The following is a 14,965-nucleotide window of genomic DNA, read 5'->3' on the forward strand; positions in this document are numbered from 1 at the left end:
CAACGTTTTTCACACCAAAGAATATTTCATCTTAAAACCATAAACTAACCAACCTGAATATTCAATTTCTCACCATAAAACAATAAATATTTAAATATGAAAAGAAAAATTTTTTTCCCGTTTTTTTTAATATCACAACTAGTATTATCACAAGTAGGGATCAATACACCTAATCCAACAAAGACATTAGATGTAAACGGTGACATGCGTATCAGAAATGTTTCCAGCACAAATTCTGATAATATTGATTTTTTGGTAAAGGATAATGAGGGTAATATAAGCTCTGTATCACGAAGTTTCTTTTCCCAGTCTGTGTCAGGAGTATTAAGTAATATTTTTTATCTGCAGGGTACCAATCCTGTTATTATAAATGTAGGAAGTACATTAGCTGTTCCTGGCCTGACTTTTAATTATACTATAAAAAAAGGGGAAAAGAAGATCCTTTTATTTACCATTAATGGTTCCGTCCGGTCGGGCACAGCTGCTGGTGTAGGAGCAACAGGGCAAGGCATATTTGGATTATTTGATGAAAATAATATTAAAATAACTTCAGGGTATGCTAATTTTTCAGATATAGTAATATCCAATGACCGCTTACTAAATGCTCCGTTTCCAGTATCATTTCAAAAGCAGGTTATTATCGACAATTCTACTGGGACTTCAGATATCACAAAAACTTATACCGTTAAATATACTGCGTGGGCAACTAAAACAACAGATGCCAATAAAGCTCAGATTGTTAATTTTATTCCTTCATCCTTTGCTGGTTATGATAATGATACTGAATCTCTATTGTCAAAAATGACAGTGCTGGTATTCAATATGAACTAAAAGTTGAATCTTTTTCTTATGATGAACAAATTTTTCAATAATAAGAGGATGAGAATAATCCTTTTATTTTGTTTAATATAAGCCCAGTTAGGTATATCAATGTCCAATACAAACAATATTAAAAACTAAAACCTTTCCCTCTTCAAGTGTATAAACTAAAAAAGTTTATAACTGTAAAAGTCCCTATCATATGGGGATTTTTTTTATATTCACAATATGGAAAATCCTAGATAAAAACCTTTTTGAAATGGAAATCACATCTATAGTATCATTCATAGATTATTATGAAAAAATCAGAGCAAGAACCCATAAAATTATTGAAATTGTTCCTCCTGAATATATTGATTTCTCTTATAAGCCTGGAAAATTTACCATTGGAGATCAGATAAGACATATTGCGGCTATAGAAAGATATATGTACGGTGAAACCATTTCAGGAAGAGAAAGTGCCTATCCGGGATGTGGAAAAGAACTGGCAGATGGATATGAGAATACCGTAGCTTTTTTTAATGAAAAGCATAGCCAAACGCTGGAAATTATTCAGGGACTTTCGGATGAAGATCTTAACCGTAAATGTCTTACCCCTGCCAATAATCCAATTTCCCTATGGAAATGGCTTAGAGCGATGGTAGAGCATGAGATCCACCATAGAGCAGAGCTTTATATTTATCTCAATCTTTTAGATGTCAAAACACCACAGATTTTTGGTTTTTCAGCAGAAGAAGTTCAGGATTTGAGTGTGAAACTGTAAGTTTCAGTACAATCAATCATTTACAGTCATTAAAATGATGAAGGTTAATTTGTATATTGGCATTTAAAAATTAATAATGACCAAACCCTTTATTATCCCTTTATTATTACTGGTAAATTCGGTATACGGACAAACTGATATTGAGTTAAAGCCGGGAGATACATTGAAGTATTCACTAAAATCTCAACAACCGGTATGGGTAACAGTCCAGTCAAGTGATGCCAATGTTGGAGTAGCTTTATTTATAGAGGGGAAAAAGATAAAGGAACAGGATGATTCCAGAGGGATAAAAAGCATAGAACGGCTTTTTTATACTCCTGAAAAAGGGAAAAAATATGAATTGAAGGTTTGGGCAAAATCCTATATTGAAAAAACAAAATCTTCTAAAATTTCCATCACAGAATCCAAAACGGTTTCTATTCTGAATGGGCAATTTACTTCAGCTCAGTTTGTTGAAGACTTACGGATTTTCCGTTCTATCAGAGAAAGAGCGAATTCGGGATTGTATGTTTACAGAAGCAGAAAGCAGATAGACAGTCTATATCAAAAGGCAGAGGAAGAAGCGGCCAACAGTAAAAATATTTTCGATTTCTATAAAGTAATCGCTAGGCTTACAGGTTTTGAAGGCAGTTGTCATAATTATACGGACCTTCCTAACCACGCATCTTATTATTTGACACGAAAACCTGAATATCTTCCCGTCACTCTTAAAAATATAGATGGCCGTTTGTTCCAGGATTCAAAAGATAATAAAATTCCACTTGCTGCCGAAATTATTTCTATTAATAACATTCCTGCGAGAGAGATGATTAACCGTTTTTCCCAATACTATTTTTCTGATGGTTATTCTATACCCTATAAGGAAGCAACAGGCTTTGATAAGGGAATGTTGGATAAATTTTATATAGAATTCGGTACCCATAAACAATACAGCATCAAGTATAAGTGGAATGAACAAATTCATGAGGTAACTTTGCCCGGGATATCATTAGAAGCTTTTAAAAAACTTCAGGAATCAAGACATTCGCTTACCTTAGATAAAAAATTGATGAGTGAGAAATACAGCTTTACCAAAGAAGATGAGAATGTATATCGCTTATCAGTAAGAGGCTTTGATTTTGCAACAGGTAAAGAAGATCCGGCGTATGAAAAATTCAGTACTTTTCTTGAGCAGATGATGGATACTCTGGAGCACGAGAAAATAACAAACCTTATTATTGATCTGAGAGGAAACTCGGGCGGAACCGGAGCACTTTATGAAAAAGTTTTTACTTATCTCACGCAAAGACCTTTCCGTGACAGTCATTATGCTTATACCTGGTTTAATGAGGTTCCTATGGAAGAAAAACTGGTGATTACCCCTCTTTTCCTTTCCAATGGAGTGAAGGATAAACAAGGCATTAATGCTTACCTGAAACAACTTTATCCTAAAGAGGTTCAGGGAAAATATTATTGGACAGATGATAAAAACCCTTCAATTCTGCCTAATGAAAGAACATTTAAAGGGCAGCTTTATCTTTTGGTAGATCAACGGGTGGCTTCAGCTGCGTCTCATTTGGCTTCTTTAATAAAATCCTATACCAATGCTATTGTTATTGGAAAGGAAACGGTTGGGGGATATTACGAACATAACGGTCATCTTCCGTTAGTATATGAGCTTCCTAATACTGGAATTCAGACAGGTTTTTCAATTGTTCATGTGATTCAGGATGCTCAAAATCTTCCGGATCAGGAAAAAGGGCAAGGGGTTATTCCACACTATGAAATACGGCTAACCCATCAGGAGTTTTTAGATCAGAATGATGTTTATCTGAAAAAAGCACTGGAACTTCAGAAATAAAATAATCCATAAAATAAAAGGGCTGCAGAGAATTAATTTGCAGTCATTTTTATTTGGATAGTGTAAAAAAGTTAATTATTTCCCAGGTTAGTGTTAAAATTAAGTTTTTTATAAATGAATAGTGTCGATTGTATTGATTTGAAATATAGTTGATTACTGGTTTTTGTATATCTAAAATAGGGGAAATATCACCCAAAAGTCGTAGAACTACTACAAATTTTCAGATTAAGGCCTTAAAATTTTTTGAATCTAAATAACCGCTTTATATTTGTTTTACCATCACATCCTACAAAGTATTATTAACGACTAAAATTTATAGAATATGACAGTAACTAAAAAAGGATCTTAACATTCTAAGCGGGAGAAGAGTAAAACCTATTCATATAGTATCTTATCCCCAGTATTTACTAGAATTTACAATTATCCATTAATCAATTCATCTTAAACTATTTTCTGAAGCTTTTTGCTTCAGGAGGTATTTGTTAGTGCCGAAAAAGAACTGAACTAAAAAACAAAAAAATATGGACATTCACAATTTTAAAGAAACAATTAAACCTTTTTTCTGGGTAGAACATGCTAACAGCTTTTCGGTATGCCTGGATGCAGGAAGTTATAAACAGGAAATCTTTGATGCCAGGGCAGATGAAGGTTTTGAGGGAAGCGGCTACGACTGGGGTTCTTTAGCTCAGGTTTTTCTGGCAGAGAAAAGACCGGATCTTAATGAAAGTATACGATTTGACCCCGAAGGAGGAATGTTTTGTGTTTATTCTTCGGAAGGAGATAAGTTACAGGATTTTATCCTAGATTTTAAAAAAGCCTGTGAAGATGAAACGCTGATAACAGATTTGTTTTCAAGAGCAGAATTGGATTGATTCTCAACAATAAGTTATACGTTAGTAAGTCTGCCTTTAGGGGAATGAGGGTTTTAGCATTTAATAGAAAAGAAAGATAACCGGATTCGGCCAGCAATATTTTAAACCAATCTAATAAAAAATAATATGAAGAAAATATTTTCAGAACTTAAAGGCTTTGTCATATACAGCCCGGAGCTTTTAGCAAAATATCTGCAGGATCATAACCTGCCGGGAAACAATATCCTGAAATATTTTGTAGAAAATGAACATGGAGATGTAATAACAAGATCGGGAATAGCCATTCCTGTGATAGGGGTAGAAGAAGATTATTATTCTTTCTGCATTTCTGCTAATGAAGATCGGGTATTGGGTAATGAAGAAGTGGCTGCACAGTCTGATGGCTGGATATTCCAAACCTCCAATAACGAACTGAGAGTGGTGGGTATCGGCTATTTAAAAGATATTTCAGCAATTAATGATGAAAACAGTATCCGCCTGAATTTGGAAAACGGATGGTTTTCGTTAAAAATACGTGCCGGCCATAAAAATGGCGAAAGACTTTTTGAGCTCAATACAAAGAAACAGGAAATCCAACCCGACTTTAACGGAGATCTTACGGCAACGTATTATTTTAATTAATACCTAAAGATGGCCTATATCAATGTAGTCATGTCTTTAAAAGATTTTATCTGGTATGTGGGAGATATTCTTGAAAAGAATGGTGGAGTTTTCTTTATTGAAGAAAAAGATATGGAAGACATTTTTATGATTAAAAAAATTCCGTTCTATTCAGATTCTGATATTGGAGATAACAGAGCAGGAAATCTTGGATTTTTTATAGTATCCCAAGACATTAAAGACATATCTAAGGATATGATTTATAAAGATGAAACAGCTCCTTTTGTAATAGAAGGTGGTAAAGCGGTGGGGGACTTTCAAAGAACCTGATAAAAGTGGAAACTTTACAAGCACAATTAATCCTAATAACCTTACCGAACTGCCTATTGGACTTAGAGAGAATAAGTCTAATGAGGAATTAAAAACCAAATAATCCGCTAAAAATTATAAAGCAATAGATAGCAAACGCTAAAGCAAGATTAATAGCAGTTTGTTCATATTTTTTCTTGGTATATAGCACAATGGATTCAACAATGGTATATATGAGGGTGGCATATCCCAATACTATCATCACTAAGTAGAGCATATATCCTGTTCCCCAATTGGTATTCTGTTCCTTAAGAAACCATTGTGAAAAAATGGCAATAAGTAGGAAAAGGCTAAGAATCCCGAGTCTTATGAATAAATGTCTTTTAAGTTTGTTTTCCGAGGCAATAGGACGATAAATCAGCGTATAGGCTCCGAAGGCATAGACGGCTAATAGAATCAGACCAATGATGGAACGGACCTGGTAGGAGACAGGCAACATATTGTTTGTAAAAATGAACCCTGCTATTAAAAATGCGAGAAAAAAATATTTGATTTTTTTGAAATCCATACCGTTAAAATTTGTCTGTTATACTTCAAATACCTGATACAGACTGTTCATGATATTCTGCAATATAGTTAATTAACTATTCTTGGTATACAGTGGTTTCTCAAATGTATTTAATATTTTCCTTGCACACAACTGTTATATTTTCACAAGGTTAATTTATTTTGGCTATTGGGTTTTAAGCTTGGAAAAATAATTCCGTTGGAATGAATGAGTTGATAAGGAAAAATGAATGTTATCCTCCAAATTAATAGTTTTATAGATTTGAAAATACCTTCTGAACCATTGATTCACTTTATTTTGCTGTAAACCAGGAAAGTCGTACTTTTTGAGAATAATTTAAGACCAGATAATTCAAAAATTAAAAAAATAAATGAATAAACTACTTCTTTTAGCGAGTATCATTCTTTCCACGAGTTTATATTCTCAGCAAAATATTCATTTTGGCCGAGCCGGTTATTTTTTTGATTTTATAGAATTGAGTTTTGAAATGGAGGATAAGCCTAATGGTAAGTTTCATTTAATAAAATTTGATACCATTACCGTCACGGATAAAAAAGGAAACCTTTTGATAGATAACCATAATGTCTATAACATCTATAGAAGAGCTAACATTCTGGCGCGTTATGAAGCACCAAAAGAAAAATTAAAAAGTGTAAATGCTCAAGGAGTTATCAAATATTTCCAGCCTTCCAGAGAAAACAATTCTTACTTTATTTTGGGAAAAGTAAAAGATTTAAAGAAAGATGTGAATCTTATTGACAAGAGTCTTGCTAAAAGTCAAGGTCTTTATTTTGGTCTAGTATCTGTAGAATCAGCAAATAAGATTTTTAAAGACTTTATCAATCACAAGGCCAATCAGGACAAGAAGATAGACTTTAATGAGTATGATCTTATGATGGCGAAAACAAATGATAAAGAACACGATATAATACCTGTAGTACCCACTATAGATGATGGACTGGATTTCAGCTACAACAATGTTACAGTAAAAGATCCTAAAACCGGGATTATCTATACGTTTTATAAAATTAAACAATCAATGACTGCAGAAGAAAGAGGAAATATTCCTTTGGAATTGTTCATTGAAAACGAAGAATCTGTGCAAAAAATCCCTTTTGATTTTAAAAACTTTCAAGTCAAACAGTAAATCACTGTTTTTAAACCATTTTAGTATAGCAGCTTGATAAAAAATGAGGTGATTATATGACGAATATAGTTTTATCTTTTTTGTATGCAGCTATATATGATAAAAATTTATATTTTAGGGGAATAACCATGACTACCTTTTATGTACAGACTATATTTCATTTTTGTTCTTATTCTCATATTTATTTTACAATGGACCAAAGGGCAGGGCAGGTCTGTTAGAAATGTATCTGATACAATTGACGAGAGCAATAATCTAAATGGAAGTTGTGTTGGAAGTGAAAGTTATTGTTGTAATTATGCTGGAGTGAGAGGCAATAATTATCCGGGTGAAAATCAGGAACTTCTTGTGAATACTCCAAGATCATCATCAGGCTATGTTTTTTTCGGACCTTTACTGATTATAATAAGCTTGTTGGTCTTGAGAGCGCTATCAAAAAGAGCAGAAGAATAGCTCTATTAATTTTTAAAAGAAAGAAATGCAAGGAGGCTTTTACATCCTTTCTATATTACAGGAGTACAATAATTTATTTTTTTCTATTTTTATCCATTTGATAATATATTCAAAAGGTTCATTAGAGGCTGAAAATCCAGTATTATGTCCTAAAGCTGGGCATTATTTATTTTCTATTGGATTTTAATACATTCAGGTATTCAATGGATGGACAAGCATTCTGTGAAGGTTAAAATATAATGGCCCAGCAGTTGAATATTTAAAAATTCAGATACTTTTCTGATCTTATACGTCATTTGAAGCTCCGAAAACGATGCTGCTTATAATTGCTATTGCGTTCCAATTCTTCCCAACTCTTAAAATATAATCTTCAATTAGAGTTTTTTATTGTGATATTACATAATTACCCCACTGATATTGATACATATCTCTCTACTGATTCCTTGGAAGGCTTAATAATTTTAGACCAGCATATTATCTCTATTTGAAAACCCTATTGCCCTATATTGTCAAGCTTTGAAATCATAATGTGCTAAGTCGAAATCTTCAAGATCTTTAATTTTAGATTTTTGGTTAATAGAATAGTTGTGATTATTTCTTTAATTGGATACACAGCCACAATCCCATTTCCCAAAACTTATTCCTGAAAGGAAAACAGATGGCGAATCCAACAAAACAATTTTAAGGATAATACTATTTGCTATTGATTGGTTATTAAGCTGAAAGTAAAGAAGGAATAAAAAATACCCTCAAAAAGATATAACTTTTAAGGGTATTGCTATCTTTAGTTACAATGCATTAACACTGAATAGTGCTTTAAACTCGGCAAAGTTAGCATAGCTAAAATTTGTCGGATAGGAAATTCCACCAGTTGCACTTGCGGCAGCATTTTCTCCAGTAAGGTAAACCACTGTATTGAGGGTATCTCCGCCAGTTAATGAAACCATTCCGGGAACAACTACAGAGTAACGCAGTGCTGCCTGCTATGGTGTTGCCCATCGTATTGTTGCATTATCCATTATAATAGTCCCGCCTGAAGGATTGCCACCTGTATTTTTTCTTATTTCAAGATTTACTGGATAAAAAAAGCCCGTTGTATTCCGATCTGGATTAGAATTAGGCATAATATAGGCGGCAATCAAGTAGATTCCTGATTGGGCAACTGTGTAAGTGCCGTTACTAAGATTAAAACGACCATTGGGATCTGTAACGGTTAAAATATTAACCTTGATTATTTAATCATTATGGGCTGAAATGGAAATCACTCGTACATTTTATAAAAAGTAACAACCAGTCCTGATTGGTTGGCATATGTATTTCCACCTTCCGAAAATCCATTACCGTGATTTAACATCAATCTTACGGACTGTGACGCAGGAAGCTGTAATATATATGTAAATTTATATCCTTGTATTTTTCCAGGTGCGTATCCATTACCAGAAATCTGAGTTCCCGTTTTGAGATCTGTTAACAAGGCATTACTTGTATTAACAATTCCGGCATTCACTACGAAAAAGCTGTAATTGGTAATAAAAGCTGCTACAGAAGTGCTGTCATTATAACAGTCCAAAGTTACATCTACCCTATATGTTCCGGCAGGCAGGGTAATATTCTGACCCCCTGAAAATGTAACCCCAGGTATTGTATTTATAATTCCTGTGTTGTTAAAAGAAACAATATTATTCCCTGTACCATTGGGAATAATAATCGGCTGACTTGAAGTTCCACCAAAAACCTGAATTCTTAAGATCTGATCTACTTCATTATTCATAAGCATTCTTTCCCAAACATTGCCTGTCCAGTAAAAATATCCTTTAGGATAATTAGATCCCCCTGTTCCTTTATTATAAATAATCGAGCCTTTTACGGGGTTATTTACTGGAGACGTATTACTTGTTAAGGAAAGAAGTTCGTATTGAGGAAATAGAACTCCTTTATCAGAGGATACTATGTCCAACATTGAAGAAAGATTAGGTGTTGTGGTATTGATTCCCACTTGTGCTTTTACAATAGAAACCAATGCAATGTTGATAATTATAAATATTTTTTTCATCATAATGATTTTTGTACATGAATTAGTGAATTTGAAACTGTTATTCTTCCGTTATTGGGTGAAATACCTCCTAAAGCATTTTCATAAGTACCTCCTGTATGATGGGACAGTTTAAATGTAATGGTTGTTGGAGAAATGAGTTCAACAGAAAATGAAAAATTAGCTCCGTGTTTTTTATCTGCACTGGCGTTAGAAGTAGCATTTTCCAAAACACTGGATCCATACTGTACCGTTCCTGAAGTATTAGTTAACTTTGCTTCATAATAATGCACATGAGTGCGTATTGTACTGCCTAACCCTGAAGACGGAGCTTCATCCGGAACAACAATGTTTAAAGCCACAGTAACAGAATATTTTCCTGCAGGAAGGCTTATATTGCCCGTTAAAGGATCGTAGCTTACTCCTGTAATACTGCTAAAAATCATGCTTCCCCCTGTCATGGTCTGAAAAACCCCATTGGCTAATCCGGCAAGCATTATGTTCGATGTATTATTCGTCACAACAGTATTGGAGACGGAATTAGCTGAAGCTGCTACTGCGCTCCAAAGTCCTTTGTTCCATATATAAAAGCCTTCCATTTGGGAGCCTCCCACATTGTAAACAATTAGTCCTTCTGCGGGATTATTTACGGGATTGGTATTATCAAACAGCCCTCCTAAAGTTACTCTTGCAGGAAGAAAAGCTTTGCCTGTATTACCAGATACCTCCAATACAGATGAGGGATGAGGATTTGTTGTGCCAACTCCCACCTGGGCATATAAATTTCCTATCAAAAATAGAAAGGAAGTAATGAGTATATTCTTCATCTTTGTGTTATTTTAATTTTGTTATTTTAATAATTGTTCCATTAGCCAAAATAGTAACCAAATCATTGAAACTACTTGCAGCCATTCTTCCAATATCAAGCTTAACGGCTACTGTAGATACAATGTCAAAACTATGAAGCAAGCGAACTTTATGATTTTCATTGATTTTGGATACAACTGCTCCTTCAACCCGTTTGGTTGATATAAAATTCCCAAAGCTATTTGTAACTGGATTGTATTCGTAAAGATTAAGATCACTATAGTATCCCATGTTGTAATAACTCCCTTGAATTGCAACAGCATTACCTGAAGGGTTAGCGGGAGGAGCATTTAACTGATGTACTATTTCCAAAGTATAACTCCCAGGTCCCAAAACGATTTCCCATGCATTCAATGTCGTATTGTAGACAAAATCCAACAGAGGCATATATCCGGAATTGATGATATAGTAATTGTTAGTTGAACCGCTTACCAACGCTTCTTGATCACCCGCAACAAAATTATTTAACTTTGAGGTATTGTTTAACAATCCAATATAAGCAACCTTGGGTGTTTCTTTGAAATAGAGCGATTTATTCCATGCCCCGCTTCCAAAGTTAGCGGTAGAATCCCAGAAGTAAAGCGTTTGGGAAGTTCCTTGTGAAGTTCCAGAGTTATAGACCAATAATCCATCTTTAGGAGTAACAGAAATGGGAGACTGAGATGTTGTATTGGTGATATTTACTCTTGGAATCAATATGCCTTTATTACTGGATTCTACTTGCAGAGCAGCTGAATTATAAGGGTTAGACGTATTTATACCCATTTGAGCAAACGTCATAAAGGGAATGGATATTCCCAATAATAATAGTTTTTTCATCACTTATTGTTTAAAATTTATTATCAAATGTGTTTTCGCGTATTATAATTTTAAAAATTATAATGCGGTTTTTAAATAGTAAATATTTTAAAACAAAACATTTGCAAACTGATCAACAGAGCAGCTAATGTTTTGAAATCTCAATAAGATATTTACTAAAAATTATGGATTTTGTATGTCCGTAGACAAATAGACTCTTAACTATCAAAGCTAGTATAAGAACTATTTAAGAGTCATATGTATGGAAATGTAAGGTAATGGTTTTCATCGTAAGTGTATTTTTTTGTGTTTTATACTTCAATTCTTAAGAATCGAAAAGAGAAATAAGAAACCGGTTTTTTTTTATTTATTTTTGAAAATGTATATTTTGGCTGTTAGTAAAAATTTATTCAGGAGTATTCTATTAATATCCATTGGTAGTTTCTTTAATCATAGTTGTTTTACTTTTATTTCATAATATTAATCCCAAAGGGAATATCAATTAATTTAGAATGTTTTCAACTTCACAATTTTCACCTTCATTGTCCGTCATACTAATAAACAACCTCTTCCATTTGGTTACAGTATTCCTGCTTAACTTAAAATGTTTTGCAAGCTGTGAATTAGTTAATTTATTTTTCTTTTGATAATCTAACATCATCAGTATGGAAGATTTATTGTAAGATCGATGACTTTGATTAAATGCTTCTGTCCTCTGATCTGATATACCAAAAATTCTGCGGTTAAGCTCAATTACATCTAATACTGATAGGTTTTCTTTATTCAACAAGAACTTACATTCCTCTTTTCTAGATGGGTATTTTTTGTTGATTATGTCATTATAGATCTGGTGATAATCTGGAGTTGACTTTTGCATATTGTGTCTAATAATGTTATTTTATATTTAGTCTTAACTTGTTAACCAGAGTTTCTGCCTTGTTTCCTGCAGCATATTTTTTGATCCAGTTATGTAAAGTTGTTTTAGGAATCTTATATTCACTTATGATCTGTTCCTTTGTTTTTTCCTTGTATTCAATAGATTCCAAAATGAAATCGATTACTTCTTTGGTGTAAATATTTTTTCTAAACTGTGGAAGCTGAGATCCATTTTCTTTTATAGAGGTGCTGTAATTAACTCTTGCAGGTGGAGCATATAATATTAAATGTTGAGAATAGATTCTGAAAAAATCATATTCAAGTAATTTGCACCATTTTAATAAAGTATGAGTATCTAACTGTTCCTGTAAAAACATTTGATCTATTTGTTCACTAGTACATTTGAAAAACTTGCAAATACGTTCTGTTTCAATTCCAGTTTCCAAAACCCTTTGCTTAATCAGTGATCCAATATAAATATTTTTAAAATCTATGTTCATCTTAGTATTAAGAATAATGTTTAGCGGATTAATAAAATTCTGTATATAGTTTAATCTTTAAAATTTGGAAACTGCCGTAAAAAGCAATTTCCAAAGTGATTATGGTGTAGATAATTGCTGTAAAGAAAAGTTTCTACTTTCCGACAAAGAAGCAGGGGTAGAAATATGAGCATCTACTGTAGGCTTATTCAGTGCCCCCCAGTTCATTGTAAGATAGACTTTATCCCCAGCATTGAGGTGTACAATGCAATCCACACTTATAGGTGTATTTCCAGCTGCTGCACCGTTATTATCAATATTACCCCTGTTTCCTCCAATAATATTTGAAAGAGCAGTTCCATTCTTGGTAATATTCAAATTGATTCCCGTAAAAGCTCCAGTTCCTGAAACAGCTCCACCACTTCCAAAATAAGCATATCCCTCTATTTTATAAACACCTGACTCAAGTATTTGCCAGTAATCTCCTGCATCATTCCAAACTGCGGAACCTCCCTGATTCACAATAACATCACTTACAGAAAATGGAATAATCTGAGGAATACTGTTATTGAAATTTGTTAGTGTAGTTCCAGAATAGGTAACTGTATCAGAAGCCCCTAATGCAGCAATTGTTGGGGTTGTTTTATTGATCAGAATTCCTAACTCCCAGGTAGTTCCGGTTGTTGTTCCTTTGCTGATAAGCATTGTATATCCACCAGGTGTTAGGATGACACTTGAAACACCTGCTCCGGATTGATTATCAATTAGTTCAGTTCCGCTTGCTGTAATTGTAAGCGATGCAGTTCCAACATTTTTGATGTAATAAACTCTTCCCAGTATATTTCCACTGGCGGGTGTAGCTACTGTTGCGGCAGGTAAAGTAAATGTCCCTGCTGAGGAACCACTAAAAGCCATATAGAAATCACCAATACCCAAGGTTGTGGAAACTGATGTCCTTTTGTATTGACCCGCTATAGATCCATTCACGGTAAAAGTACTGCCTGGAATTGCTGTATTTACTCCGACATTTCCTGCCTGCGAATAGATAATATTGGGTAATCCCAATAAGGTTGCTAATAATAAATTTTTCATAATAATACTATTTCAAGGTTTAACATTTAGAGTTTTCGATATGATTTATAGATTGACCAGGTTTACCTTACTTTCAAATTCATTGAATCAAGGGGGGAATTACTGAATTTTAATCAACATTAAAATCTGCTAAGGGTGCAGGCAGAAATAAAATTTATAATGAAGAGTAGTGTTTTTCCATTTTCAGCATACTTCATCATCAGGTGTCTGCTAGTACAACCATCTTCATCATAAAACATTATTACCGATGCATACGCATTATGAAATAACCTCTAAAGAAATTTTTGGGGTAATATTAAAAGTAAGAGAACCATTTTTAGCTATATTGAATCCAGTGTTATGTTGTGGCTTTGTGTATCTGTAAGACTCGGCCAAAATAAAGAGTAGAAACTAATGCAGTTTCCAAATATTTGTATTTTTTTCATTGTGTATTTTTTTTATGTTTTTTTCATTAAATCACAGGAAGGCCAATCTTATAACACCAGTATGAGTTGAAACTTCCATTTTAGTTTATTTGCATTTCCTTTTGAAATTGAACAAGGATACATTGGCATTCTATACAATATAGAGCATCCACAAAGGCTTAGCTGAAAAATAAGACTATCCAGTTTTTACACTTCATAGATAATTTTTTTAAAAATTTCCCATATACCGCAACGTAAGATTAGAAAGCGTACCATTGGGGGTAATTGTAGCAGAATCTGTAAAAGTAGGGTCTCTATAATATCTGTTAATGGAAAACCGGATCCTGTCATTTACATTTAAGGTCACAAACCCGGAAATCGCCGTGTTGCTGTCAAAAACAGTTTGGCCGCTAGGAAACCCGTATGCAGTACGTAGATTAGGTACAGGCTCTGCACCATTTACCATAATGACTCCTTCATAGGCATCTCTGGCCGCATTATTACCATTTGTAATACTGTGAAGAGAAATTACGCCCTGAACATGATAAGTACCTGCTTTTTGGACAACCAGTTCTCCAGCAGCATTGACTGCAAAGTTACCCGCATCATTAGCAATAAGTGTAGTACTGTCAAAACCAAGAGTTCTTAGATTGGTTGAAACAGAAGTTAAGGGGCCCTCATCAAATACATTTTTACAGCTTACATACGTAATGGTTTTGTCCCTAGTCATCTTATTCATAGAAAAAATGGGAATCCATGTATTACTTGTATTGTTCCACCAATAAAACCCTTTTTCAATAGCCTCAGTGAGTGGATCTTCGAAGTCGAGGAAAACCAATAATCCATGTTGTTTGGCACTTGTTACATTCAGTGATGTTACCCTTGGTACGATTACTCCTTCGTTGCTGAGCGGATTATCTTTATCTTTTGTTTTAATTTCTAATGTAGTTTTGGCGACACTGGTATTGATGCCGACCTGAGAACTTAAAAATCCAAAACAAAAGATATTACCAAGTATAAGTAAAGTTGATATATTTTTCATAATT

Annotated in this window: 17 protein-coding genes; 8 read left to right on the forward strand and 9 right to left on the reverse strand. The window is 33.7% G+C overall.

Translation table 11 applies throughout. The features are described 5' to 3' along the window. Positions 1-96: 96 nt before the first annotated feature. The 6 genes from CHSO_RS11170 to CHSO_RS11195 all read left to right on the forward strand — a co-directional run bounded on the left by CHSO_RS11170 (position 97) and on the right by CHSO_RS11195 (position 5,224). A complete protein-coding gene (locus CHSO_RS11170) occupies positions 97-831 on the forward strand; it encodes a hypothetical protein (protein WP_045495905.1) in 735 nt (244 codons plus the stop codon). 247 nt (positions 832-1,078) lie between these two features. Then, on the forward strand, positions 1,079-1,582 hold the full coding sequence (locus CHSO_RS11175) for a DinB family protein (RefSeq protein WP_045502311.1): 504 nt from the start codon (positions 1,079-1,081) through the stop codon (positions 1,580-1,582). Between the two features lie 76 nt (positions 1,583-1,658). Continuing rightward, positions 1,659-3,422 (forward strand): S41 family peptidase, encoded by a 1,764-nt coding sequence (locus CHSO_RS11180; RefSeq protein WP_045495912.1) that lies wholly within the window; start codon positions 1,659-1,661, stop codon positions 3,420-3,422. Between the two features lie 521 nt (positions 3,423-3,943). Continuing rightward, positions 3,944-4,294, forward strand: a complete 351-nt coding sequence (locus CHSO_RS11185) for an immunity 51 family protein (RefSeq protein ID WP_045495915.1) — start codon at positions 3,944-3,946, stop codon at positions 4,292-4,294. A gap of 126 nt (positions 4,295-4,420) precedes the next feature. Then, positions 4,421-4,915, forward strand: a complete 495-nt coding sequence (locus tag CHSO_RS11190) for a hypothetical protein (RefSeq protein ID WP_045495917.1) — start codon at positions 4,421-4,423, stop codon at positions 4,913-4,915. 9 nt (positions 4,916-4,924) lie between these two features. Next, positions 4,925-5,224 carry a hypothetical protein gene (locus CHSO_RS11195; RefSeq protein WP_045495918.1) on the forward strand — a complete coding sequence of 100 codons (300 nt, stop codon included), beginning with the start codon at positions 4,925-4,927 and terminating at the stop codon, positions 5,222-5,224. A gap of 88 nt (positions 5,225-5,312) precedes the next feature. Here CHSO_RS11195 and CHSO_RS11200 read toward each other — a convergent pair whose 3' ends face one another. Then, complete coding sequence (locus CHSO_RS11200) at positions 5,313-5,771, reverse strand: hypothetical protein (RefSeq protein WP_045495923.1); 459 nt, start codon at positions 5,769-5,771, stop codon at positions 5,313-5,315. 370 nt (positions 5,772-6,141) lie between these two features. On the opposite strand from CHSO_RS11200, the gene CHSO_RS11205 reads away from it, so the two are divergent. Both CHSO_RS11205 and CHSO_RS11210 read left to right on the forward strand, forming a co-directional pair. After that, on the forward strand, positions 6,142-6,918 hold the full coding sequence (locus tag CHSO_RS11205; RefSeq protein ID WP_045495927.1) for a hypothetical protein: 777 nt from the start codon (positions 6,142-6,144) through the stop codon (positions 6,916-6,918). A gap of 141 nt (positions 6,919-7,059) precedes the next feature. Continuing rightward, the gene (locus CHSO_RS11210; RefSeq protein ID WP_045495929.1) at positions 7,060-7,371 is read left to right on the forward strand and encodes a hypothetical protein; all 312 of its coding nucleotides are present in this window, start codon (positions 7,060-7,062) and stop codon (positions 7,369-7,371) included. A 788-nt stretch (positions 7,372-8,159) separates the two neighbouring features. Here the strand turns inward: CHSO_RS11210 and CHSO_RS25950 are convergent. From CHSO_RS25950 to CHSO_RS11245, 8 genes are all read right to left on the reverse strand, one after another. Then, positions 8,160-8,318, reverse strand: coding sequence for a hypothetical protein (locus CHSO_RS25950; protein WP_171817639.1), 159 nt, complete (start codon positions 8,316-8,318; stop codon positions 8,160-8,162). A 314-nt stretch (positions 8,319-8,632) separates the two neighbouring features. Further along, a complete protein-coding gene (locus CHSO_RS11215; RefSeq protein WP_171817640.1) occupies positions 8,633-9,424 on the reverse strand; it encodes a hypothetical protein in 792 nt (263 codons plus the stop codon). Then, entirely contained in the window at positions 9,424-10,230 is an 807-nt protein-coding gene (locus CHSO_RS11220; protein WP_045495938.1) for a hypothetical protein, read from the reverse strand. Before CHSO_RS11220 ends, CHSO_RS11215 begins: the two co-directional genes overlap by 1 nt. A gap of 7 nt (positions 10,231-10,237) precedes the next feature. Further along, positions 10,238-11,089 (reverse strand): hypothetical protein, encoded by an 852-nt coding sequence (locus CHSO_RS11225; RefSeq protein ID WP_144428904.1) that lies wholly within the window; start codon positions 11,087-11,089, stop codon positions 10,238-10,240. A 481-nt stretch (positions 11,090-11,570) separates the two neighbouring features. After that, entirely contained in the window at positions 11,571-11,945 is a 375-nt protein-coding gene (locus tag CHSO_RS11230) for a transposase (RefSeq protein ID WP_045495942.1), read from the reverse strand. A 16-nt stretch (positions 11,946-11,961) separates the two neighbouring features. After that, positions 11,962-12,321 carry a hypothetical protein gene (locus CHSO_RS11235; RefSeq protein WP_316932466.1) on the reverse strand — a complete coding sequence of 120 codons (360 nt, stop codon included), beginning with the start codon at positions 12,319-12,321 and terminating at the stop codon, positions 11,962-11,964. Positions 12,322-12,543: 222 nt separating this feature from the next. Beyond that, entirely contained in the window at positions 12,544-13,515 is a 972-nt protein-coding gene (locus CHSO_RS11240) for a hypothetical protein (protein WP_045495944.1), read from the reverse strand. Positions 13,516-14,148: 633 nt separating this feature from the next. Then, positions 14,149-14,961 (reverse strand): hypothetical protein, encoded by an 813-nt coding sequence (locus CHSO_RS11245; RefSeq protein WP_045495946.1) that lies wholly within the window; start codon positions 14,959-14,961, stop codon positions 14,149-14,151. Between the last annotated feature and the right edge of the window lie 4 nt (positions 14,962-14,965).

Origin of the sequence: Chryseobacterium sp. StRB126 (assembly GCF_000829375.1) — a bacterium.
Lineage (GTDB): Bacteria > Bacteroidota > Bacteroidia > Flavobacteriales > Weeksellaceae > Chryseobacterium.

Coding starts and splice junctions, on each gene's coding strand:
- CHSO_RS11170 (WP_045495905.1), top strand. CDS start 97: ATGAAAAGAAAAATTTTTTTCCCGTTTTTTTTAATATCACAACTAGTA.
- CHSO_RS11175 (WP_045502311.1), top strand. CDS start 1,079: ATGGAAATCACATCTATAGTATCATTCATAGATTATTATGAAAAAATC.
- CHSO_RS11180 (WP_045495912.1), top strand. CDS start 1,659: ATGACCAAACCCTTTATTATCCCTTTATTATTACTGGTAAATTCGGTA.
- CHSO_RS11185 (WP_045495915.1), top strand. CDS start 3,944: ATGGACATTCACAATTTTAAAGAAACAATTAAACCTTTTTTCTGGGTA.
- CHSO_RS11190 (WP_045495917.1), top strand. CDS start 4,421: ATGAAGAAAATATTTTCAGAACTTAAAGGCTTTGTCATATACAGCCCG.
- CHSO_RS11195 (WP_045495918.1), top strand. CDS start 4,925: ATGGCCTATATCAATGTAGTCATGTCTTTAAAAGATTTTATCTGGTAT.
- CHSO_RS11200 (WP_045495923.1), bottom strand. CDS start 5,771: ATGGATTTCAAAAAAATCAAATATTTTTTTCTCGCATTTTTAATAGCA.
- CHSO_RS11205 (WP_045495927.1), top strand. CDS start 6,142: ATGAATAAACTACTTCTTTTAGCGAGTATCATTCTTTCCACGAGTTTA.
- CHSO_RS11210 (WP_045495929.1), top strand. CDS start 7,060: ATGTACAGACTATATTTCATTTTTGTTCTTATTCTCATATTTATTTTA.
- CHSO_RS25950 (WP_171817639.1), bottom strand. CDS start 8,318: ATGGTTTCATTAACTGGCGGAGATACCCTCAATACAGTGGTTTACCTT.
- CHSO_RS11215 (WP_171817640.1), bottom strand. CDS start 9,424: ATGAAAAAAATATTTATAATTATCAACATTGCATTGGTTTCTATTGTA.
- CHSO_RS11220 (WP_045495938.1), bottom strand. CDS start 10,230: ATGAAGAATATACTCATTACTTCCTTTCTATTTTTGATAGGAAATTTA.
- CHSO_RS11225 (WP_144428904.1), bottom strand. CDS start 11,089: ATGAAAAAACTATTATTATTGGGAATATCCATTCCCTTTATGACGTTT.
- CHSO_RS11230 (WP_045495942.1), bottom strand. CDS start 11,945: ATGCAAAAGTCAACTCCAGATTATCACCAGATCTATAATGACATAATC.
- CHSO_RS11235 (WP_316932466.1), bottom strand. CDS start 12,321: ATGTTTTTACAGGAACAGTTAGATACTCATACTTTATTAAAATGGTGC.
- CHSO_RS11240 (WP_045495944.1), bottom strand. CDS start 13,515: ATGAAAAATTTATTATTAGCAACCTTATTGGGATTACCCAATATTATC.
- CHSO_RS11245 (WP_045495946.1), bottom strand. CDS start 14,961: ATGAAAAATATATCAACTTTACTTATACTTGGTAATATCTTTTGTTTT.